Source organism: uncultured Arthrobacter sp., assembly GCF_947495145.1.
Classification (GTDB): domain Bacteria; phylum Actinomycetota; class Actinomycetes; order Actinomycetales; family Micrococcaceae; genus Arthrobacter_D.
Map to the genome: position 1 here is coordinate 21,486 of NZ_CANLXP010000017.1, position 18,508 is coordinate 39,993.

At 66.0% G+C, this 18,508-nt stretch carries 21 protein-coding genes; 3 read left to right on the forward strand and 18 right to left on the reverse strand.

Going from position 1 to position 18,508, the window contains the following annotated elements:
* Positions 1–70 precede the first annotated feature (70 nt).
* The 4 genes from Q0877_RS12590 to Q0877_RS12605 all read right to left on the reverse strand — a co-directional run bounded on the left by Q0877_RS12590 (position 71) and on the right by Q0877_RS12605 (position 2,506).
* Positions 71–1,000 (reverse strand): Rieske 2Fe-2S domain-containing protein, encoded by a 930-nt coding sequence (locus Q0877_RS12590; RefSeq protein ID WP_299168280.1) that lies wholly within the window; start codon positions 998–1,000, stop codon positions 71–73.
* A gap of 88 nt (positions 1,001–1,088) precedes the next feature.
* Positions 1,089–2,024 carry an NAD(P)/FAD-dependent oxidoreductase gene (locus Q0877_RS12595; RefSeq protein WP_299168282.1) on the reverse strand — a complete coding sequence of 312 codons (936 nt, stop codon included), beginning with the start codon at positions 2,022–2,024 and terminating at the stop codon, positions 1,089–1,091.
* A 39-nt stretch (positions 2,025–2,063) separates the two neighbouring features.
* Positions 2,064–2,291 carry a hypothetical protein gene (locus Q0877_RS12600; protein ID WP_299168284.1) on the reverse strand — a complete coding sequence of 76 codons (228 nt, stop codon included), beginning with the start codon at positions 2,289–2,291 and terminating at the stop codon, positions 2,064–2,066.
* 5 nt (positions 2,292–2,296) lie between these two features.
* Positions 2,297–2,506 (reverse strand): hypothetical protein, encoded by a 210-nt coding sequence (locus Q0877_RS12605; protein ID WP_299168288.1) that lies wholly within the window; start codon positions 2,504–2,506, stop codon positions 2,297–2,299.
* Between the two features lie 166 nt (positions 2,507–2,672).
* Here Q0877_RS12605 and Q0877_RS12610 point away from each other — a divergent pair, with 166 nt between their 5' ends.
* Together Q0877_RS12610 and Q0877_RS12615 are read left to right on the forward strand one after the other, a co-directional pair.
* Positions 2,673–2,870, forward strand: a complete 198-nt coding sequence (locus Q0877_RS12610; RefSeq protein ID WP_299168291.1) for a DUF1508 domain-containing protein — start codon at positions 2,673–2,675, stop codon at positions 2,868–2,870.
* A 24-nt stretch (positions 2,871–2,894) separates the two neighbouring features.
* Entirely contained in the window at positions 2,895–4,058 is a 1,164-nt protein-coding gene (locus Q0877_RS12615) for a glycosyltransferase family 9 protein (RefSeq protein WP_299168294.1), read from the forward strand.
* Here Q0877_RS12615 and Q0877_RS12620 read toward each other — a convergent pair.
* Genes Q0877_RS12620 through Q0877_RS12650 form a run of 7 tightly spaced genes read right to left on the reverse strand, consistent with a single transcriptional unit; the run spans position 4,024 to position 10,725 of the window.
* The gene (locus Q0877_RS12620; RefSeq protein WP_299168296.1) at positions 4,024–4,734 is read right to left on the reverse strand and encodes an SDR family oxidoreductase; all 711 of its coding nucleotides are present in this window, start codon (positions 4,732–4,734) and stop codon (positions 4,024–4,026) included. The genes Q0877_RS12615 and Q0877_RS12620 overlap by 35 nt on opposite strands.
* Before the next feature lie 17 nt (positions 4,735–4,751).
* A complete protein-coding gene (locus Q0877_RS12625) occupies positions 4,752–6,152 on the reverse strand; it encodes a PfkB family carbohydrate kinase (protein WP_299168298.1) in 1,401 nt (466 codons plus the stop codon).
* Positions 6,149–6,835, reverse strand: coding sequence for an SIS domain-containing protein (locus Q0877_RS12630; RefSeq protein ID WP_299168300.1), 687 nt, complete (start codon positions 6,833–6,835; stop codon positions 6,149–6,151). Before Q0877_RS12630 ends, Q0877_RS12625 begins: the two co-directional genes overlap by 4 nt.
* Positions 6,832–8,148: a glycosyltransferase gene (locus Q0877_RS12635; RefSeq protein ID WP_299168302.1), complete on the reverse strand. Its 1,317-nt coding sequence runs from the start codon at positions 8,146–8,148 to the stop codon at positions 6,832–6,834. Before Q0877_RS12635 ends, Q0877_RS12630 begins: the two co-directional genes overlap by 4 nt.
* The gene (locus Q0877_RS12640) at positions 8,145–9,146 is read right to left on the reverse strand and encodes a glycosyltransferase (RefSeq protein WP_299168304.1); all 1,002 of its coding nucleotides are present in this window, start codon (positions 9,144–9,146) and stop codon (positions 8,145–8,147) included. The genes Q0877_RS12635 and Q0877_RS12640 overlap by 4 nt, the downstream gene beginning before the upstream one ends.
* Complete coding sequence (locus tag Q0877_RS12645) at positions 9,143–10,204, reverse strand: glycosyltransferase family 9 protein (RefSeq protein ID WP_299168306.1); 1,062 nt, start codon at positions 10,202–10,204, stop codon at positions 9,143–9,145. Before Q0877_RS12645 ends, Q0877_RS12640 begins: the two co-directional genes overlap by 4 nt.
* Complete coding sequence (locus tag Q0877_RS12650) at positions 10,201–10,725, reverse strand: HAD-IIIA family hydrolase (protein ID WP_299168307.1); 525 nt, start codon at positions 10,723–10,725, stop codon at positions 10,201–10,203. Before Q0877_RS12650 ends, Q0877_RS12645 begins: the two co-directional genes overlap by 4 nt.
* Before the next feature lie 107 nt (positions 10,726–10,832).
* On the opposite strand from Q0877_RS12650, the gene Q0877_RS12655 reads away from it, so the two are divergent.
* Positions 10,833–11,798 carry a glycosyltransferase family 9 protein gene (locus tag Q0877_RS12655; protein WP_299168308.1) on the forward strand — a complete coding sequence of 322 codons (966 nt, stop codon included), beginning with the start codon at positions 10,833–10,835 and terminating at the stop codon, positions 11,796–11,798.
* Positions 11,799–11,804: 6 nt separating this feature from the next.
* Here Q0877_RS12655 and Q0877_RS12660 read toward each other — a convergent pair whose 3' ends face one another.
* The 7 genes from Q0877_RS12660 to Q0877_RS12690 form a co-directional block, all read right to left on the reverse strand.
* Positions 11,805–12,542 (reverse strand): sigma-70 family RNA polymerase sigma factor, encoded by a 738-nt coding sequence (locus Q0877_RS12660; protein WP_299168311.1) that lies wholly within the window; start codon positions 12,540–12,542, stop codon positions 11,805–11,807.
* Between the two features lie 232 nt (positions 12,543–12,774).
* Positions 12,775–13,224 carry an SRPBCC family protein gene (locus Q0877_RS12665; RefSeq protein ID WP_299168313.1) on the reverse strand — a complete coding sequence of 150 codons (450 nt, stop codon included), beginning with the start codon at positions 13,222–13,224 and terminating at the stop codon, positions 12,775–12,777.
* A gap of 14 nt (positions 13,225–13,238) precedes the next feature.
* On the reverse strand, positions 13,239–14,807 hold the full coding sequence (locus tag Q0877_RS12670) for an MDR family MFS transporter (protein ID WP_299168315.1): 1,569 nt from the start codon (positions 14,805–14,807) through the stop codon (positions 13,239–13,241).
* The gene (locus Q0877_RS12675; protein WP_299168317.1) at positions 14,804–15,427 is read right to left on the reverse strand and encodes a TetR/AcrR family transcriptional regulator; all 624 of its coding nucleotides are present in this window, start codon (positions 15,425–15,427) and stop codon (positions 14,804–14,806) included. Before Q0877_RS12675 ends, Q0877_RS12670 begins: the two co-directional genes overlap by 4 nt.
* Before the next feature lie 207 nt (positions 15,428–15,634).
* Positions 15,635–16,537, reverse strand: coding sequence for a succinate--CoA ligase subunit alpha (gene sucD, locus Q0877_RS12680; RefSeq protein ID WP_299168319.1), 903 nt, complete (start codon positions 16,535–16,537; stop codon positions 15,635–15,637).
* Between the two features lie 31 nt (positions 16,538–16,568).
* Positions 16,569–17,738: an ADP-forming succinate--CoA ligase subunit beta gene (sucC, locus tag Q0877_RS12685; protein ID WP_299168321.1), complete on the reverse strand. Its 1,170-nt coding sequence runs from the start codon at positions 17,736–17,738 to the stop codon at positions 16,569–16,571.
* 151 nt (positions 17,739–17,889) lie between these two features.
* Positions 17,890–18,480 (reverse strand): hypothetical protein, encoded by a 591-nt coding sequence (locus Q0877_RS12690; protein WP_299168323.1) that lies wholly within the window; start codon positions 18,478–18,480, stop codon positions 17,890–17,892.
* Between the last annotated feature and the right edge of the window lie 28 nt (positions 18,481–18,508).

The following is an 18,508-nucleotide window of genomic DNA, read 5'->3' on the forward strand; positions in this document are numbered from 1 at the left end:
ATGGGAGTCACCCGGCCGTGAAATCGTCTCCAAACACACCCCTCAGCCCCACGTTGATGAAAACTCCGGGCTAGCTAGCCCTTTCCTTTGTGCCCGCGCTACCGGTGACCGGCTCGGACCGGAGGCTGCCCGGATCTGCAACCGGCCGGACCTGTACCCTGCCCTCCAGTACGCGTACCTCGAACCCCCGCTGCGGCCTGGTTGCCGGGCCTCGGTCGATCTGTCCGTCCGACAGCCGGAAGCGGCTGCCGTGCCAGGGGCATTCAACGCAGCCGTCCACGATAGTTCCTTCATGCAGGGGTCCGCCGCGGTGGGTGCAGCGGTCTGACATGGCCCGCAGTTCTCCGTCATGGCGGACAAGCAGCACCGCTACGCGGCCGGCGTCCACGCACATCGGCTTGTCAGTAACCTCGTCGAGCGCTGCCACATCGGTCCAGTCAGTCGGTGCCACCTCGAACGCAGTGGTATCGGTTCCGACGCCGCGCGCGTACGCCAGATGCCCGCCGAGCCAACCGGAGGCTGAGACCAGGCCCATGCCAAGTGCCGCCGTCAGGACCCCTACTTTGCGGGCCCCGGTTGCACGTGCGGCTGCGCTGGCAGTGAAGATCCCGAGTGCAGTGACGTTGAGCGCTGCGTGGACGAAGCCCACCCTCCGTTCAGCTCCCTGTGTGTCGGCCCAGTCGCTGAGGCCGGTCAGTGCTGTTGGCAGGGCGCTGAGGTTTCCGATCACGATCAGCCGGCGCGCCGCCGTCGCAGTGCCGTCGTCCTTTCCGCCCACAAAATCGAGGAAAAAGGCCGATGCCCACGAACCCAAGGGAAGCAGGATCAGGATGGGATGCGCCGGATGCCCCGTTCCGGTGCCGCTGAGGAGATTCTTGACGGGACCGGGCTTCAGCCAGGTGCCCACGAGGTTTGCCAACGCATCGGCCGGGCGGTCAAGGAACTCAGCCCGTTCCACGCGCCCGATGACGTTATCCAGCGAATCATTAATGGTGGCCATGTCCATGACAACCACTCCTTCCGGACTGTGAGCAGCAGATGCTTCGACGCTAGCCCAGCGCCTGGGGAAGGGGAAGCAGCAAGCACGCTTATTTTGTTGGACTGACGGCCGTTGTGTTTCGAGCCTTCGCCAGGTCATCCTCGATCAGCTTCGCGTTCACCGCCACCGCCACCCGGTAAGAGTCGCCGGCAGCAACGATGACCTGAGCAGCCGGATCCGCCGCGTTCCCGGTCGCCCACACTCCCTCCACGCTGGTGCGTCCGATCCCGTCTGTGCTGACGCAGCCGTTCTCCGACATCCGGCAGTTCGGGGTCTTCACGATGGAAGTGTCGACAGTTGCGCCCGGCTCGTAGAACAGGGCTTCGCACGCCGCAAGCTCCCCGTTCTCCAGCCGGACGCCGGTGAGCGATTCCGGGCCCGCAACCAGGGCACGTACCCGTCCGCGCACAACCTTGACGCCGCAGGATGCAAGGTCAGCGGCAGTTTGAGGGTCCGGGTCTGCCATCTCGTGGATGAACAGCGTTACGTCGCTGGAGAACTGCCGGACCAGCTGTGCCTGCTGGACCGAAGACGCACCAGTACCGAGTACAGCAAGCGCCCGCCCCTGGTACTCCCATCCGTGGCAGTACGGGCACTGGAACAGGCCCCTGCCCCACTGGGCGTGGGCGCCCTCCAAGTCCGGCAGCACATCCCGCAAACCGGAAGCGAGGATGATCTGCCGGGCAGCCAGGATCCGGCCGCCATCCAGGCACACCCTGCGATCGGGGTAGACCTCCTCCGCTGTGGCATCGATGAGCTCGACGCCGTAGCTTCGAACCTCCTCGCGGGCCAGCTCGAGGAACTTCGCGGGCGGAATACCGTCGCGCGTGAGATACCCGTGGATGTGCTCCGCCCGGAGGTTGCGCGGCTTCCCCGCGTCGACGACGGCGACCCGCCGCCGGGACCGTCCCAACAGCAGGGCGGCACTGAGGCCGGCAGCGCCGCCACCGATGATCACGACGTCATAGGTGTCCGCGCCGTTCACGCAGGCCGCTGCATTCGGAGGCGGGTCCGGCGCCGGGCGCTAGGTGGAGACATCATTCTCGATGTCCTCGGCCAGGTCATCGACCTTCTCGGGGCGCAGGTGCACTCCGGCTTCGTCGAGCCTTTCCTCAAGGACATGCGTGACGTCGTCCTCTACGTGACCCAATCGGATCTCGGAACGCACGTCCTCCGCGATTTCCTCGACCGTTTCTTCCTGCGTCTCGGCAGGATCGGCACTGGTCGGCTCAGGATGAGCGTCTGTGGTCATGGGTATCACTCCGAAGGTTCAGTAGCTACATCCGAGGGCTGCTCGTCACCGTCCGCGCCGTCCTCGAGATCGTCGTCAATACCGTTGTTGTCGTCGAACTCGGTCTCTTCGACCTCTTCGGGTGAGTCTCCTCCACCCGGATCATCACACCCGGACAGCAGTACGGCGCTGATTCCTGCCGCGGCTGCCATTGCCCATAGCTTGTGCTTTGCCATGATCAGTCTCCTTCTGCTCGAGCCTCGGAGCAGATCGCCCCTCATCAATACACAGTATGCTTACTATCTTCGTCTTGTCGATGATCGCCGGCCGCCATTTTGGTAAGCACACTGATAATCTACGATAAGCACAAACCAGACACCGCACGACGAAGGAGTCCCCCAGATGGCGGGCAAGTTTGTACTCTATTTCGACGACAGCAGGAATTACCGCTTCCGCCTGACCGGCGACGACGGCGCAACCCTGATGACCAGCGAGCCTTACGACAACAAGGCAACAGCCGTCTCGGGCATCAACGGAATCCGCGACTGCGCATCAACCGCGTTGATCAGTGATCAGACCGACGGCGACCAGACCGAGTAACTACCTTCCGATCCCGAGGTGACAATGCCCAACAGCCTGGCCGCCAACCCGCAGTCCGCAGCAATGGGAACGGGCGTCGGCCCGCTTCTAGAGAAGTTCCCGGACGTTGAGCGCATCGCTGTCCTGCGGGGCGGAGGCCTCGGCGACCTGATGTTCGCCTACCCCGCCCTGAGCGCCCTGGCCACTGCGTACCCCGAAGCCTCGGTCACCCTGCTGGGCATTCCGCTGCACGCAGAGCTCCTGCGAAACAGGCCCGGCCCGGTTTCCGAGGTTGAAATTCTCCCGTATGCCTCCGGGGTACGCCCCGGTCCGGAAGACGGAAAAGCCACGGCTGACTTCTTCGCCTCAATGCGCTCCCGCCAGTTCGACCTTGCCGTCCAGATTCACGGCGGCGGCCGCAACTCGAACCCGTTCCTCCTCAAGCTCGGCGCGAGGCACACTGTCGGCACCAAAACCCCCGACGCGGTCGGGTTGGAGCGCACCGCGCCCTACATCTACCACCAGAACGAGTTCCTGCGGTCACTCGAAGTGGTGGGACTCGCGGGAGCTGCCCCGGTCTCGCTCGAACCGCAGCTGACGGTCACGGACCAGGAAAAGGCTGCAGGCCTGCAGCTCATCGGCACGGGAACCCGGCCCATCGTCGTGATTCATCCGGGCGCTACCGATCCGCGCAGGCGTTGGCCGACCCAGTCGTTTGCGACTGTTGCCGCGCGGGCGGCCAGTGACGGCAGCGATGTGATCCTGGTGGGCGACGACGGCGATGCACCGCTGGCGGCCGAAATCGTCCGGCAGGCGCTGCCAGAGACAGGGACGCATAGTGCGAGCATCCGCTCGCTCGCCGGCAAGCTGTCCCTCAGCGAACTGACCGGCGTACTGTCGGCGGCGACCGTCGTCGTCGGTAATGACAGCGGGCCACGGCACCTGGCGCAGGCGGTGGGCACTCCCACCGTCGGAATCTACTGGATCGGCAATATCATCAACGCGGGAGCCATGGGTCGCGTTCTGCACCGCGTGCACCTGGCCTGGACCACACAGTGCGCGGTGTGCGGTATCGACGTCACACAGGTGGGCTGGACCGCTGAACGGTGCGAGCACGATTACTCGTTCGTCCAGCAGATCCAGCCCGATGCGGTCTACGACGACGTTTGCGACCTTACGGCCACGACCCCTCTTCTTCGTGGCAGATAAGCATCTGCCGGACCTCGCAGCCGCGCGGCTGTGACAGTGCGAAAAGAATCGCGTCAGCCACCCGCGCGGGGTCATTGAGCCGCGAGTTGTCCTGCGGCTTGTACTTCTCATCCCGGTCGTCGAAGAACTTGGTCTCCATACCGCCGGGAATCATGGTGGTCACTCCCACCTCACCCGCCATCTCCGCCGCCAGCGCATGGCTGAAACCGACGACTCCGAACTTCGAGGCGCAATACGCGGTGGCATCCGCAACTGCCCGGATGCCCAGGGTCGAGGCAATGGTGACCACCCGTCCGTGCGTCGTCTTCAGGTACGGCAGCGCGGCGCGCACAGTGGACACGGTTCCGGTGAGGTTTACGGCGAGCACCTTCTCCCACTCCCCTGCCGCCACATCCTCAAGCCGGCCGCAGCGGTCGATCCCAGCAGCGGTGACGACGGCGTCCAGGCCGCCGAGCATGTCCGCCGCCTGCTGCACGGCCTCAGTCACTGCTTCGCGGTCCGCGACGTCGACCTCCAGAGCCTTCACGCCGGAGACGCTGCTGATGTCCCGGTCCAGCACAACCGGGGTACCGCCGGCGTCGAGCACGCGGGCAACGATCGCGGCTCCCAGACCGGACGCGCCGCCGGTGACCAGCACTCGGCCGGGGTTGAAGGTGCTCTTGTCAGATACAGACATGTTGTCCTTTCAGTTGGTTACCCGACCTCGGCGAGCGCCGAGGCCAGGGACGTGGTTGATCGGGCCGGTATATAAGGCACGGTGACGGTTTGCCCGCCCCAGCTGCGCAGGAGCGCGGCTTCGGGAAGCTCAGTGGCGGAGTAGTCGCCGCCTTTGACCCAGATGTCGGGCCGCAGGGCGGCCAGCGCCTCTTCCGGGGTGTCTTCGCCGAAGACGAAGACTGCGTCCACGCACTCGAGGGCGCCCAGCAGTTCGGCCCGGTCGTCCTCGGTCATGATCGGCCGCTGCGGCCCCTTGAGCCGGCGGACCGACTCATCCGAGTTCAGGCAGACGATCAGGCAGTCCCCCAGGCGGCGCGCCGCAGACAGTGTGCGGGCATGTCCGGCATGCAGCAGGTCAAAGCAGCCACCGGTCGCCACCACGGTGCCCCCGGCTTCCCGGGTTTCGCGCGCCACCCGCAGCGCGTCCACCGCCGGACCGTGAAGCTGGGTCGGCTCCGGATCCGCCCCAAGAGCTGACACACCCCCGCGGCTGAGGAAGTCTGCGGCCCGCTGGACCGCAGTCTGCGTTGCCTCTTCCAGTGCCGCGCCTGCGCCGAGTTCCAGGGCAAGGGCTGAACAGAAGCGGTCGCCGGCACCGCAGGGGTCCGTCGCGCCGATCGCGGGTGCCGGAACCAGATGCGGCAGCTCTGCACTTCCTCCCCGACGGTGAATGAGCGCACCGCACTCCCCCAGCGTCACAATGACCGCAGCACTCTTCCACCGTTGCTCCAGCACCGCAGCGGCGTCGGCTGCTGCACGCACGACCTCGCCCCCGCCGCCCGGTGCTGACCCGGACGCCTTGAGCGCCTCGCTGAGGTTGGGGGTGACGGCTGCAACGCCCGGAACCGGGCCCGGCCCGGAGGGATGGGGATCCCACACGACCGGCGTGCGGGCTGCGACCCGCTCCAGCAACTCCCGCAGCTGAACGTTGGCGGCGAGACCGCGCCCATAGTCGGAGACCAGGACGACGTCGGCAGTTTCCACGGCGCGCAGCATCTCATCCGTTACGGCCGGCACCGGCGCTTCGCCGCAGCCTTCATCGAAGCGCACAACCGCCTGGCTGCCGGCCCGAATTCGTGTCTTCACCGGCGTCGGCGCTCCCGAAGGTCCGGTGATCAGCGAAATGCCGGCGAGCTGCGCGCGCAGAGTGGAGGCGGCGTCGTCGTCGGACAGGACGGTGACGAGCTCAAGAGCGGTTCCCTGCCTGCCGTTCTGCACATCCTGGTGCAGCATGCGCGCCACCAGTCCTGCGCCGCCGGCCCGCCGCCTGGCGGCAGCGACGTCGACCACGGGAACCGGCGCGTCGGGGCTCAAGCGGCTGGCCTCCCCGGCAAGGTCCACATCAAGGAGTACATCGCCCACTACGACGATCTTCACGATCCAGCCTCCCCCGCCCGGCGCCGTGCTACTTCGGAATCGAATGCCCTGCAGATGGCGTGCAGCGCAATGAGGTGGCCCTCCTGCGCATTGGCCGAGCGGGCGTCCACAGCCACATGGTCATCGCACACGGCTGTCAGCGGGTTGGGGCCGGGGCCGGTGAGAGCCCAGCTCGTGACGCCGATTTTCCGCGCAGCATCAGCCGCGCGAAGGAGGTTGGGGCTGTTTCCGCTGGTACTCAGGAGCAGGAGGACATCGCCCTGGCGTCCGTGCCCCTGCACTTGGCGGGCAAACATGTTCTCGTAGCCGTAATCATTGGCGATCGCGGTAACCGAGGAGGTCTCCGCGTGGAGGGAGATCGCGGAGAACGCCTCGCGGTCGCCGTCGAACCGGCCCACCAGCTCCGCGGTGAGGTGCTGCGCTTCGGCGGCCGAACCACCGTTGCCGGCGGCGAGCAGCCGCTGCCCGGCCATGAGCCGGTCGGCGAGATCCACGCCCCACTCGGCAAGGTGTGCCGCGGAAGCCATGAGGGATTCCACGGCGGGCAGCACCTGCTGCAGGTGCCCCAGGACGGCGTCGAGCGCTCCGGACGCGGGGGCGGGCGCGGGATCGGGACGCGGCGGAACCGCAATCAGCGGCTGCCTGCGTCCGTGCCGGACGGTGGCAAGGTATTCGGCGCTCATTGTGCGCTCCTTCCGGTGCTTTGGAGATGGGAAGCTTGTGGAATTCTTGCGGCCTGCCCGGACCGTGCACTCCTGCGACGGGGCTGCCGGTGTCCGCTCGCCTCATTGAGGGTGAGCTGGTAGGCCTTCTCGGTGTCGGCGGCAATGCGGTCCCAGGAGTAGCGCGCATGGACGCGGGCAAGGCCGGCCCTTCCGAGCTCTTTCGCGGCCTGCGGATTCTCGATGACCTGGCGGACTGCATCGGCGAGCGCATCCACGTCCCGTGGCGGCACGTGCAAGCCGGTCTGGCCGTCGACGACGGTGTCGATCAGCCCTCCTACAGCGGTGGCAATGACCGGAACGCCGCAGGCCATCGCCTCAAGGGGAACAATGCCGAAAGGTTCATACCAGGGGGCACAGATTACGGCGTCTGCGCTGCGCAGCAGTTCCGGCATTGCTTCGCGCGGCACCTGGCCTGCCAGGAGCACGCGGTCCGCGACGCCCAGCTCCGCGGCCAACGCCAGCAGGCGCCGCGCTTCCGGGTCTTCCTCGAGTCGCTTGGCGTCGCCTCCGCCGCCGGCGATGACCAGTTCGACGTCGTCCGCTCCGCTGTCCGCGAGCATCCGCAGCGCGCGGATCACCAGGTCGACGCCCTTGCGGGGAACCAGGCGCCCGACGCTCATGATTCGGTGCGCCCGGCGGCGCGGGGCTGCGGGGCCTTCCGCTCCGAACAGCGTCAGGTCCACACCGCACGGCGCCACTGAAACGCGGGTGCCGTCCACTCCCATCGCCTTCAACTCGAACACCTCGTCGGAGCAGGTCGCAATGACGCGGTCCACCTGCCTGCCCACCGAAGGCTCCAGCCAGGCGCGTTCCAGCGGACTCGTGTCTTCCGCGCCCTGGTGGCGCCGCTTGACGGTCCCGAGTGCGTGGAAGGTCTGAACTACGGGGACGGCATAGCCCACGTCCTCGCGGCGGGCAGCGTCCAATGCCGCCAGCCCTGACATCCAGAAGTGACCGTGCACCAGATCCGGCGGGCAGGCGCCCCAGTCTGCGGCGATGCCGTCGGCGAGCCCTCCCATATAGGGAAGCAGCTCGTCCTTGGAAATGGCAGCGGGCGGACCGGCGTCGATGTGCACTACTTCGAGGCCGGGCCCCGCCTGCACCCGCTCGGGCAGGTCGGTGCTGTCCCTCCGGGTATAGACGGTGATGCTGTGCCCGCGCCGGGCGAGCGCCTGGGACAGGGCGGCAACGTGCACATTCTGCCCTCCGGCGTCCACTCCACCGAGCGCTGCGAGCGGACTCGCGTGCTCCGACACCATGGAAATCCTCATTGTGGTCTCCTTTCAACAACTGCCAGAATCCGCGTTCGCTCGGTGATCCTTCCCAGCACCTCATCCCAGGCCTGAAGGAACGCCGGCAGGCCGTAGCGCTCCAGCGCAACCTCCCGCGCCACCCGTCCGCGGGCACGCGCTTCCGCCGGATCCTCCATCAGCAGCCGCGCCACCGCGCACAGCTCGTCGACGTCGGTGGAGATAGCGCCCGCCTCCGGAGGAACTGCGCGGGACGCCTCGGTGGTGGCCAGCGCAAGCACGGGCATGCCCAGATGCATGGCCTCCAGCAGCGCCAGTCCGAGGGAGGTCCACCGCAGCGGGTGGAGGTACAGCCGGCGACGGGCAAGCTCCGCGTGAAGGGTCGCCGTCGGCAGGTCACCGCAGCTGGTGAACGCGTCGGCTCCCAGCCCGAGGGCATTGCGCAGCTCAGCTGTGCCCATGCCGAAGACGTCGAGGGGCGCAGCGCGCGCGAACTGCGGAAGGAGGTCGGTACCGGTCACCCGTCCGCGCCGTACCGGCTCGTTGACCACCACCGCTGCGCGCGCAAGTTCCCCGGTGTAGAGCATTCCGGGATCGACGATGCCGTGCTCGATCACCATGGTGGGCGCCATGCCGTTATCCCAGAAGATCCGGTTGAAGTGAGTGACGTGGACGATCGGAATCTCGCTCTGCCCGGCGAGCGGGTGCAGCGTCGTCGGGATGTCGCCCTTGGGGGTATTGTGCTCGAGGAAGACCGCGGGAATGTCGCGTCCGGGCCGGCGGCCGAGCAGCCGCTCAACCTCTTCGAGCTCTTCGAGCCGCTGCAGGACGACGACGTCGGGCTCCGCCTCGCGCAGGTCCTGCGGCGCCACTTCACGGACGGAGCCGGGCCAGTCCCGACCGGCGCGTCCGAGGCCCCATGGCCCGCCTTCAGGGAAGGTGGGGAGCAGGTACTCGTGCGGACCGCGCACAAATGCATCAGTCCACCCGCCGTGTACATGCCAGAGCAGTATCCTCATGCGCTCCTCGTTTCTCTTCTACTGGCCAGGGACGGGACACCGGAAATCAGCCGCTCCACGGCGGCAAAGGTTTCCTCCGGGCTGACATCGGCAAGACAGGGGTGCCCGGGCACCGGGCACTCACGGGCCCTCGTGAGTTTGCACGGCGCATTCTGGTTCCCCAGAAGCTCTACCGGCACCCGGTACGGTGCCCACCGGACCGCCGGCACTACCGGCGAAAACAGGCTGACCACCGGCGTGCCCACCGCGGCGGCCAGGTGCGCCGGGCCGGTATTTCCGACGACGACGGCGTCAGCGGCGGCGAGCACGCCCGCCATGGTGCGCAGGTCCGTTTGCCCGCCAAGGTCGATCCCATCGGGGCCGGCAACGGTGGCCGTCAGTTCGCGCTCGCTGCTCCCTCCGGTAACCACCACGCGGTAGCCGGCGCCGATCAGGAGCTCGGCGAGCGCAGCATGGTGCAGCGGCGGCCAGGCCCGGGCAGGGACGGCAGCACCAGGGTGGAGAACCACGTACGGTTCGTCGCCCACCAGGTGCGCCACGTCGGGAACGTCACGCAAACGGAGGCTGCCGTCGTCGCCGTCGGGCAGGTGATGGCCGGCGGCAGCGGCAATCTGCAGCGCCCGTTCAGCCTCCGGCTGGTCCTCGGGAAAGTCTTCCCCCGGTTTGAGCCGAACGTCCAGGAGGCTGCCCGCGTAGTCAACGGAGGCGCCGGCGATCCGCCGGACACCGGCAACGCGCAGCAGCAGCGCCAGCGGCAGGGGCGACTGGTGGAAGGAGGTCAGGACGACGGCTTCGGTGATGCCCGCCTGCTTCACCGCATCCTGGAGAGTGTCCAGATGTGCAGCAGTGACCTGCGGTGCCGGCGCTGTAATCCAGGGACTTTCCCAGACGATCACGCCGCTGATCCCGGGAAGCAGTTCCGCTCCCGGCGCCCCCTGCGGACCGCACAGCATCACGACGCCGTCAGGGTAGCTGGCCGCCACCGCGCGGACCGCTGGCCCGGACAGGAGCACGTCACCCACGCTGTCCAGCCGCGCAACCAGAACACGGCCGGTCATGCGGCGCCTTGCAGGAGAGCTACCGCGTCGGCGAGAGTGGCTGCCACCAGCGGTGCGGCGTCGATCTCCTCCTGCCGGGTTACAGGCGTGGGAACGAGGACGCCGATGGCTCCGGCGGCGGCGGCAGCCTCGACGTCAGGACCGATGTCACCGATGAAGGCAACGTCCTGCGGGTTCAGCCCCAGTTTCTTGCAGGCCCGCAGGATCATGCCTGGCGCTGGCTTGCGGCAGTTGCAGCCGTCGCTTGGCCCGTGGGGGCAGATCTCCCAGACATCGAACGGGCCCAGCACGTTCTCGACCCGCTTATTGACCGCTTCCACCTGATCATGGGTGAGCAGCCCGCGGGCTATGCCGGACTGGTTGGTGAGCACGCCCAGCGGCATTCCTGCGGCGCGAAGCGCGTCGAGCGTCTTTCGCGCTCCCGGCATGGCGACAACCTGCTCCGGGTCGCCGTTGTAGGGCACGTCGACCACGATGGTGCCGTCCCTGTCGAGGAAGACGGCTTTGGGCTCGCTTCTCATACAGGCACAGTTCCCTCCGAACGGGGAACCTAAACACTTCTCGGTGGAGAACTTCTTCCCGACTGTGATCACCGCCGCGTGCGCGCTGCTTCTGGCAGGATAATTTCATGTTGCCTGACACCGTCGTGGAAGCACTCGAGCCGGATGGACGCCCCGAGGTCCTGGCGCTGCGTGCCTTGAAACTGGGAGATCTACTGGTGGCGGTGCCGGCGCTGCGCGGGTTGCGCCGCGCCTTTCCGGACCACCGCATCCTGTACGCTGCGCAGTCCTGGCTTGAGCCGATCGTCGGGCTGACCGGTGCAGTGGACGCGCTCCTGCCCACCCACGGGCTGGATGAGCCGCTGGCGCTGCGTGCGGGCAGGGTGGACGTTGCGGTGAACCTGCACGGAAACGGGGTTGAAAGCCGTGGCAGGCTCGAGGCGCTGGAGGCCAGCCGTCGGATCGGGCACCGGGCGCCGGGCTGGTCGGGGCCCCAGTGGGAGGACGGGGTCCACGAAAGGTACCGGTGGGCGCGGCTGGTCAGTGCACACGGCATTGAGGCTGATCCGGCGGATTGCCGCCTGCTTCCTCCGCCGGTCGAAAGCCCGGCACGCGGCGCCGTCGTGATCCATGTCGGCGCGGCCTACGGAAGCAGGCTGTGGCCGGTCAAGCGGTTTGCCGACGTCGCCCGCTCCCTCTCGGCAGCGGGGCATCAGGTGCTGCTGACGGGCAGTGCAGGTGAGCGGCCCCGGGCCGAAGCAGTGGCGCAGACGGCCGGGCTTCCAGCGGAGTGCGTCGTGGCGGGGCAGCTCGGGTTGCTTGAGTTTGCAGCCCTGGTTTCCTCGGCTGCGCTCGTGATCTCGGCGGATACGGGGGCCGCGCACCTCGCATCGGCATATGCCCGACCGTCGGTAGTCCTGTTCGGGCCCGCTCCGGTGGCGGAATGGGGGCCGCCTCCCGGCCCGCACATTGTCCTCACCGACGAATCAAGGCGCCGCGGTGAAACGTTCGCCACCGAGCCCGACCCGGCCATCCTCGCAGTCACGCCCGGGGACGTCCTGCGAGCCGCGGCGGAGCTGGGGATCTGGAACTGAACCGGTTCACGCGATGCCGGCCGCTGCTCCCGCTTCCCTTCTCCGAAGTGTCGGCGCCGTATCCGTGCGGTGGACACCGGCGTCGTCGAGGAGCCTTTTCTGCAGCTTCACGAGCGTCCGGGAAAGAAGCCGCGAGACCTGCATTTGCGTCATTCCCAGCCGACGGGCAATGCGGTCCTGGGTTTCCTCGTGGAAGTACCGCCGGTACAGCAGTTCCTTCTCATCCGCGGAAAGCTCATGCACCGCGGTGCGCAGCGCCAGCACATCGTCGCTGCGGGCAAACTGATCGTCTTCAGCCGGCAGGATCTCCGCCCACCGCACTCCGTCCGCGGACTCGTCCAGCGATTCAGGGCGCTGGCTTCCGCCGCAGGTCAGGGCTTCCGCGACGGTCTCCGGGTCCTTCTCAAGATGTGAGGACAGCTCCGCAAGGGAGGGCTTCCGGCCCAGGCGCTGGGCGAGTTCGGAGTCCGCCTTCAGAGCGGCGGATTTCAGGTCCTGCAGTTCCCGGGGCGGCCTGATCATCCAGCAGCAGTCCCGTAGGTACCGCTTGACCTCGCCGCGTATGGTCGGCACCGCATAGGCAACGAAGTCCGTGCCGAGCTCCGGGTCGAAGCGCCGCGCCGCCTTCATCAGGCCCAGGTAGGCAACTTGCCGGACATCCGCGGCGTCCTTGGCGAACGGGGAAAATCCCCTGGCGATGGCTTCGGCGATATGAAGGTGCTCGAGTGCGATTTCCTCCTGCATTGCGGCCTGCAGCCTGCCGGTTCGTCGCTGGCATGGCGGGACGTCACGGGCGCTGACACTACGGTTTTTGACGGCTGGACGCATGTTTTCACCTCTGGTTCGAAGACACGGGGCGGTTCTTCCTCAGAAGAACATAAGCATGCTGAGTAAAGCAACGTATTTATCAAATCGTTATCTGAAAAATCTTCTCATCGTTTCTCGGCTGGGGTATTGACTACTTCTCCTCCAAGCTCTAGGGGTTGCGCTGCCCGACGACGTATGATTCGAGGTTCTCAAGAGTCCGCTCAATGGCTGCAGGGTGCTTCCTGGTGAATCCGAGCAGTTTCAGTACAGGCTTGGCGGGCACCGCCCGGGCATCCCATTCCTCCGTCACCAGAGTGCCGCCGTCGTGCTCGCGGAGGGTGTACCGCCAGATATGGCGGGAGAAATGACGCCAGGCAATCTGCTTGCCCTCCTCAAATTCGACGACTATGTTGAGGATTTTGTAGGGTGCGCCGATTTTCATGTCCATGCCGAAACGGGCACCGGCGGAGAGCCGCTGCGGACCGTTGGGCTGCTCGCCGGTGACTGTGCCGGAGCCGTCGATCACGCTGTGCAGCGCGGGTGTGGCGAGGACGTCGAAGATAGCGGAGGCCGGAGCGGGGATGAACCGTTCACGACTGATGAGGTAAGGGTTAGCCATGCGTTCATTCTCCATCACCGGGTGAGCGGCTCCGCCGGCTCGGGAGGAATGCCCGCCTCGCGCTCCATCCTGGTATCCCGCTCAATGACGGTGGAGAGTGCCTTCTCGTGGACGAACGCGAGGAGGATCGCAGCGAGCACGCCCAGCGGAGCCATGTAGAGGAACAGCGGGGTGAGGGCGTCGTTATACGACTGGATGATGGGTGACTGCAGAGCCTCCGGCAGTGCGCTGACCAGTTCCGGCGTAAGCGAGTTGGCGCCGCCGTCCAGGGCCGTCCCGCCCGCAGGTAGCCGCTCCAGCAGCAACTCCGATACCCGCGCAGTGAAGAGGCTGCCCACAACTGCCGAGCCCAGGGTTGCCCCGATCTGGCGGAAGTAGTTGTTCGAGGCGGTCGCGGTGCCGACCACGCGGTTGGGGAACGTGTTCTGCACGATCAGCACCAGGATCTGCATGCTGAGGCCCAGCCCGGCGCCCATGATGGCAATGTAGACGCAGATCATCCACACCGGCGTCGTCGGGGTGATGGTGGAGAGCAGCAGCAGCGCAATGGTGACTCCGATCGAACCTACAATCGGCATCCACTTGTAGCGGCCGGTCTTGCTGACCAGGATGCCTGACCCGGTGGAAGTCAGGATAAGTGCACCCATCATCGGGATCATGAGCAGCCCGGCGTTCGTGGCGCTCGCTCCGGTGACCATCTGCAGGTAGGTGGGAAGGTAGCCGATCGCGCCGAACATGGTGACGCCGATGAGCAGCCCGCCCGAGGTTGTGAGGACGAAGTTCCGCTCACGGAACAGGCTCATCGGCAGGATCGGCTCCTTCGCCCGGCGCTCGACGCCGACGAACAGCACCGCCGTGACCACGGCCAGGGTGAACAGGCCGAGGATCGGCGCCGACACCCACTCATACTCGGTACCGCCCCACGTGCCGACCAGAACGAGCGACGTCGTCGCAATAGCGAGCAGCACCATACCGGCCACGTCGACGTGGGGATGCACCCGCTCACGCGCCGGCAGGTGAAGGAAGAAGAGCACCACAACGATGGCCAGTACACCCAGCGGCATGTTGATCCAGAACATCCAGCGCCAGCCGGGCCCCTCGGTGAACCAGCCGCCCAGCAGCGGGCCGGCGACTGAGGCAAAGGCGAACACACCGCCCATGGCGCCCATGTATTTTCCGCGCTCACGGGCGGGAACGACGTCGGCAATGATCGCCTGGGAGAGGATCATCAGCCCACCACCGCCGAGACCCTGGACAGCGCGGCCGGCGATGAGCCACTCCATGTTCGGCGCGAGGCCTCCGACGATGGATCCGGCCATGAAGATGGCAACGGCGAACAGCAGCAGGTTCTTGCGCCCGATCAGGTCGCCCAGCTTGCCGTAGATCGGCATGACGATGGTGGCCGCGAGGATGTAGGCGGTGATCACCCAGAGCATCTGGTCGACGCCGTTGAGCTCGCCGACGATCGTGGGCAGCGCAGTGCTGAGGATCATCTGGTTCAGGGCGGCCAGGAGCATGGAAAGCATCAGGCCGACAAAGAGCAGGAGCAGGCCTGACTCCTTGCGGGGGGCGGTACTGGTCATCGAATTTCCTCAAGAACTTCCCGAAGCAGCGCGGTGGCGCCGTCGAGTGCGTGGATCTGGTTTTCTATCGTGGGTGAATCAGCTGACTGCTGCATTGCATAGCGCATAGGGGCGCCCGCAACAAGGACGATCATGCGTGCCACGTCCTGTGCGGAGTTTCGGCTGAGCGCGGCCTGCCAGCGTCCGGAATCGGTGAGCGCGGCAGCGACGACGTCCCTGACGAGCTGCTCCACGCGCACAAAGTAGGCATAGCGGCGCTGGCGCAGGAAGGGATATGCCGTCAGCACCTCAACGCGGCGGCTCGCCTCCCGTTCACCGCCCTCAGTGGAATGCACGACGGCGATCAGTAGCCGGGATACCTGCTCCAGCAAGTCACGCTCGGGAGAGAAATTCTCGAGCAGCCGGTCGCTGATGCTCGGTTCCTGCAGCCCGAGAATGGCGTCTTCCTTGGTGCTGAAGTAATTGAAGAACGTCCGGGGTGAGACGTTGGCGCTGGCGGCGATCTGCTCGACCGTGACAGCTTCCGGCCCTTTCTCGAGCGTAAGCCGGGTGGCGGCGTCATGCAGTGCAGCCCAGGTTTCGGTGCGCTTGCGTTCCCGCAGCGAAAGTAGTTGACTCACCGAACTATTGTGGCATGACGCGGATTTTTGCACAACTGCAAGCTTGCAGTCCTGCAACCCCTTCCATCGCTGGTGCGCGGATAACCAGGGCATGGAGCTTCCGGAAGGTTGATCTCACTCCACAACGAGGCGTTAAACGACGACGACGGCCGCCGCCTTCCGGAAGGAAGGCGACGACCGCCGTCGTACGGCTACGAGGTGAGGCCCCTAGAGCGCCTCGTACACCTCACGCAGCAGGCGGGCAGTCTCGGACGGGGTCTTCCCGACCTTGACGCCGGCGGCCTCGAGGGCCTCCTTCTTCGCCTGGGCAGTGCCTGCCGAACCTGACACGATTGCACCGGCGTGGCCCATGGTTTTGCCCTCGGGCGCGGTGAAGCCGGCAACGTAGCCGACAACCGGCTTGGTCACGTTGGCCTTGATGAACTCGGCCGCGCGCTCTTCGGCGTCACCGCCGATTTCGCCGATCATGACAATCGCCTTGGTCTCGGGATCCGCTTCGAATGCCTCGAGTGCGTCGATGTGCGTGGTGCCGATGACCGGGTCGCCGCCGATGCCGATGGCGGTGGAGAAACCGAGGTCACGCAGCTCGTACATCATCTGGTAGGTCAGCGTGCCGGACTTGGAGACCAGACCAACACCGCCCTTGCCGGTGATGTTCGCCGGGGTGATGCCGACCAGCGCTTCGCCGGGCGTGATGATGCCCGGGCAGTTGGGCCCGATGATGCGGGTGATCTGCTTGCCGTTCTCATCCACGCGGGACTTCGCCAGCGCCCAGAACTCCGCGGAGTCCTGAACGGGGACGCCCTCGGTGATGATGACAACGAGGCCGATTCCGGCGTCGATCGCTTCGACGACGGCGTCCTTGGTGAACGCCGGCGGGACGAAGATGATGGAGACGTCAGCGCCGGTCTCGGCGATGGCTTCCTTCACCGTGCCAAAAACAGGCAGCGTGGTTTCGCCGTGTGTGACGGTGGTGCCGGCCTTGCGGGCGTTGACGCCGCCAACAACCTGCGTTCCCGCCTTCAGCATGAGTGCGGTGTGCTTGGTGCCCTCGCCGCCGGTGATGCCCTGGACGATCACCTTGGAGTCTTTATTCAGAAAGATAGACATGTGTGTTCCTTAGTCCTGGAGTCTCGACCGGTCAGCGAGCGGCGTGTGCGAGCTCGGCAGCCTTGTCGGCGCCTTCGTCCATGGTGTCGGCGAGGGTGACCATTGGATGGTTGGCCTCGGCGAGGATGCGGCGGCCCTCTTCGACGTTGTTGCCGTCAAGGCGCACCACGAGTGGCTTGTTCTCCTTGTCACCGAGGATCTCCAGCGCCTTGACGATGCCGTTCGCTACGGCGTCGCAGGCGGTGATTCCGCCGAAGACGTTCACGAAGACGCTCTTGACCTGGCTGTCATTCAGGATGACGTCCAGCCCGGCAGCCATGACCGCAGCAGAGGCTCCACCGCCGATGTCCAGGAAGTTGGCGGGCTTCACATTGCCATGCGCTTCGCCGGCGTAAGCAACGACGTCGAGCGTGGACATGACCAGGCCTGCACCGTTACCGATGATGCCCACTTCGCCGTCGAGCTTGACGTAGTTGAGGTCATTTTCCTTGGCCTTGGCCTCCAGCGGATCCGTGGAGTCCTTGTCCTCGAGTTCGGCGTGGCCCTTCTGGCGGAAGTCAGCGTTCTCGTCGAGCGTGACCTTGCCGTCAAGGGCGAGGATGTCCCCCGAACCGGTCTTGACCAGCGGGTTCACCTCGACCAGGGTGGCGTCTTCCTTGGTGAAGACGTCCCACAGCTTGAGGATGGTGTTCGCCACGCCTTCGCGGAGTTCAGGTGCAAAACCGGCGGCGTCGATGATCTCGTCAGCCTTGGCGCGGTCAATGCCTGTTGCCGGGTCAACGGCAATCCGGGCCAGGGCTTCGGGCCGCTCAACGGCGAGCTGCTCGATTTCCATGCCGCCCTCAACCGAGCACATGGCAAGGTAATTGCGGTTTGCCCGGTCCAGCAGTACGGAGAAGTAGTACTCCTCAGCGATGTCTGCGCCCTGGGCGATCATCACCTTGTGGACTGTGTGGCCCTTGATATCCATGCCGAGAATTGCGGATGCGTGCTCGTAAGCCTCATCCGGGGTCTTGGCTACCTTGACGCCGCCGGCTTTGCCGCGGCCGCCAACCTTGACCTGAGCCTTGACGACAACAACGCCGCCAATCTTCTCGGCTGCTGCTTTTGCTTCTTCCGGGGTCTGCGCCACGATGCCGGCCAGCACGGGAACGCCGTGAGCCTCAAATAGATCGCGCGCCTGATATTCAAACAGGTCCACTTATCTAGTGTCCTTCTACGTCGAAGTAGGTTTACACAGGGAACTCTAGTCCCTTGGCTCGGAGCGCCTTTTACAGACTAGCGGTTTCGTGAGTAAGCACACAGTTCTATGAGTTGTAGAAAAGTAACCCGGTCAGTTACCGTTCACCGCCCTATCCCGGAGCGACGGTTTCGAACGTATCCGCCGACGCCACGAACCCCTGGCCGGTCTCGGACTCAACACAGATGAGACCGCGATCCGCGCTGCCGCAACGGAACCCGTTCAGTTCAACGGCCACCCCGTCCTCGAGAACAGGCAGCCGGGTGAGCGCGCCTTCGCTGCTTGCGGCACCGGGGCCCAGTTCGGCTTCCATCAGGGTCATTCCGATGCGGCACCCTCCGTAGGAGACGCCGTCCGTGCTGAGCAGCACCGTGCCGCCCTTGAACCCGAGATCGGTTCCGTGACAGTTGTTCGTAGCTTCCGCCGGTTCCGGATAGCGCGCCAGCTCGCAGTAAACGGCCGGCACCTCCAGCACCGTGTCATCCCGCTGCCCGCCCGAAAGCAGCGGGTCCACCGGTGAGTTGATGATTCCGCCCTGCTCCGTGGTGATGGCGCAATAGGTGTTCCGGTTTTCGGTGAGGAAGGCAATAACGTCCGCGCTTCCAGTTTGCAGTTCAGATACCGGCAGTTCCGGCATGGCCGCGAGTTCCTGTGCGGACGCCAGATCCGGGGCAACGCTCGGCGCCGAATTGTTCACCGGCACCTGCACGCATCCTGTCGCAACAGCACTG

Excerpts from the sequence above, each read along its gene's own strand:
- Q0877_RS12665 (WP_299168313.1), bottom strand. The coding sequence starts at position 13,224 with ATGGCTAACCCTTACCTCATCAGTCGTGAACGGTTCATCCCCGCTCCG.
- Q0877_RS12590 (WP_299168280.1), bottom strand. The coding sequence starts at position 1,000 with ATGGCCACCATTAATGATTCGCTGGATAACGTCATCGGGCGCGTGGAA.
- Q0877_RS12650 (WP_299168307.1), bottom strand. The coding sequence starts at position 10,725 with ATGAGAAGCGAGCCCAAAGCCGTCTTCCTCGACAGGGACGGCACCATC.
- Q0877_RS12635 (WP_299168302.1), bottom strand. The coding sequence starts at position 8,148 with ATGAGGATTTCCATGGTGTCGGAGCACGCGAGTCCGCTCGCAGCGCTC.
- Q0877_RS12620 (WP_299168296.1), bottom strand. The coding sequence starts at position 4,734 with ATGTCTGTATCTGACAAGAGCACCTTCAACCCCGGCCGAGTGCTGGTC.
- sucD (WP_299168319.1), bottom strand. The coding sequence starts at position 16,537 with ATGTCTATCTTTCTGAATAAAGACTCCAAGGTGATCGTCCAGGGCATC.
- Q0877_RS12645 (WP_299168306.1), bottom strand. The coding sequence starts at position 10,204 with ATGACCGGCCGTGTTCTGGTTGCGCGGCTGGACAGCGTGGGTGACGTG.
- Q0877_RS12605 (WP_299168288.1), bottom strand. The coding sequence starts at position 2,506 with ATGGCAAAGCACAAGCTATGGGCAATGGCAGCCGCGGCAGGAATCAGC.
- Q0877_RS12615 (WP_299168294.1), top strand. The coding sequence starts at position 2,895 with ATGCCCAACAGCCTGGCCGCCAACCCGCAGTCCGCAGCAATGGGAACG.
- Q0877_RS12630 (WP_299168300.1), bottom strand. The coding sequence starts at position 6,835 with ATGAGCGCCGAATACCTTGCCACCGTCCGGCACGGACGCAGGCAGCCG.
- Q0877_RS12610 (WP_299168291.1), top strand. The coding sequence starts at position 2,673 with ATGGCGGGCAAGTTTGTACTCTATTTCGACGACAGCAGGAATTACCGC.
- Q0877_RS12655 (WP_299168308.1), top strand. The coding sequence starts at position 10,833 with ATGTTGCCTGACACCGTCGTGGAAGCACTCGAGCCGGATGGACGCCCC.
- Q0877_RS12660 (WP_299168311.1), bottom strand. The coding sequence starts at position 12,542 with ATGCAGGAGGAAATCGCACTCGAGCACCTTCATATCGCCGAAGCCATC.
- Q0877_RS12600 (WP_299168284.1), bottom strand. The coding sequence starts at position 2,291 with ATGACCACAGACGCTCATCCTGAGCCGACCAGTGCCGATCCTGCCGAG.
- Q0877_RS12670 (WP_299168315.1), bottom strand. The coding sequence starts at position 14,807 with ATGACCAGTACCGCCCCCCGCAAGGAGTCAGGCCTGCTCCTGCTCTTT.
- Q0877_RS12640 (WP_299168304.1), bottom strand. The coding sequence starts at position 9,146 with ATGAGGATACTGCTCTGGCATGTACACGGCGGGTGGACTGATGCATTT.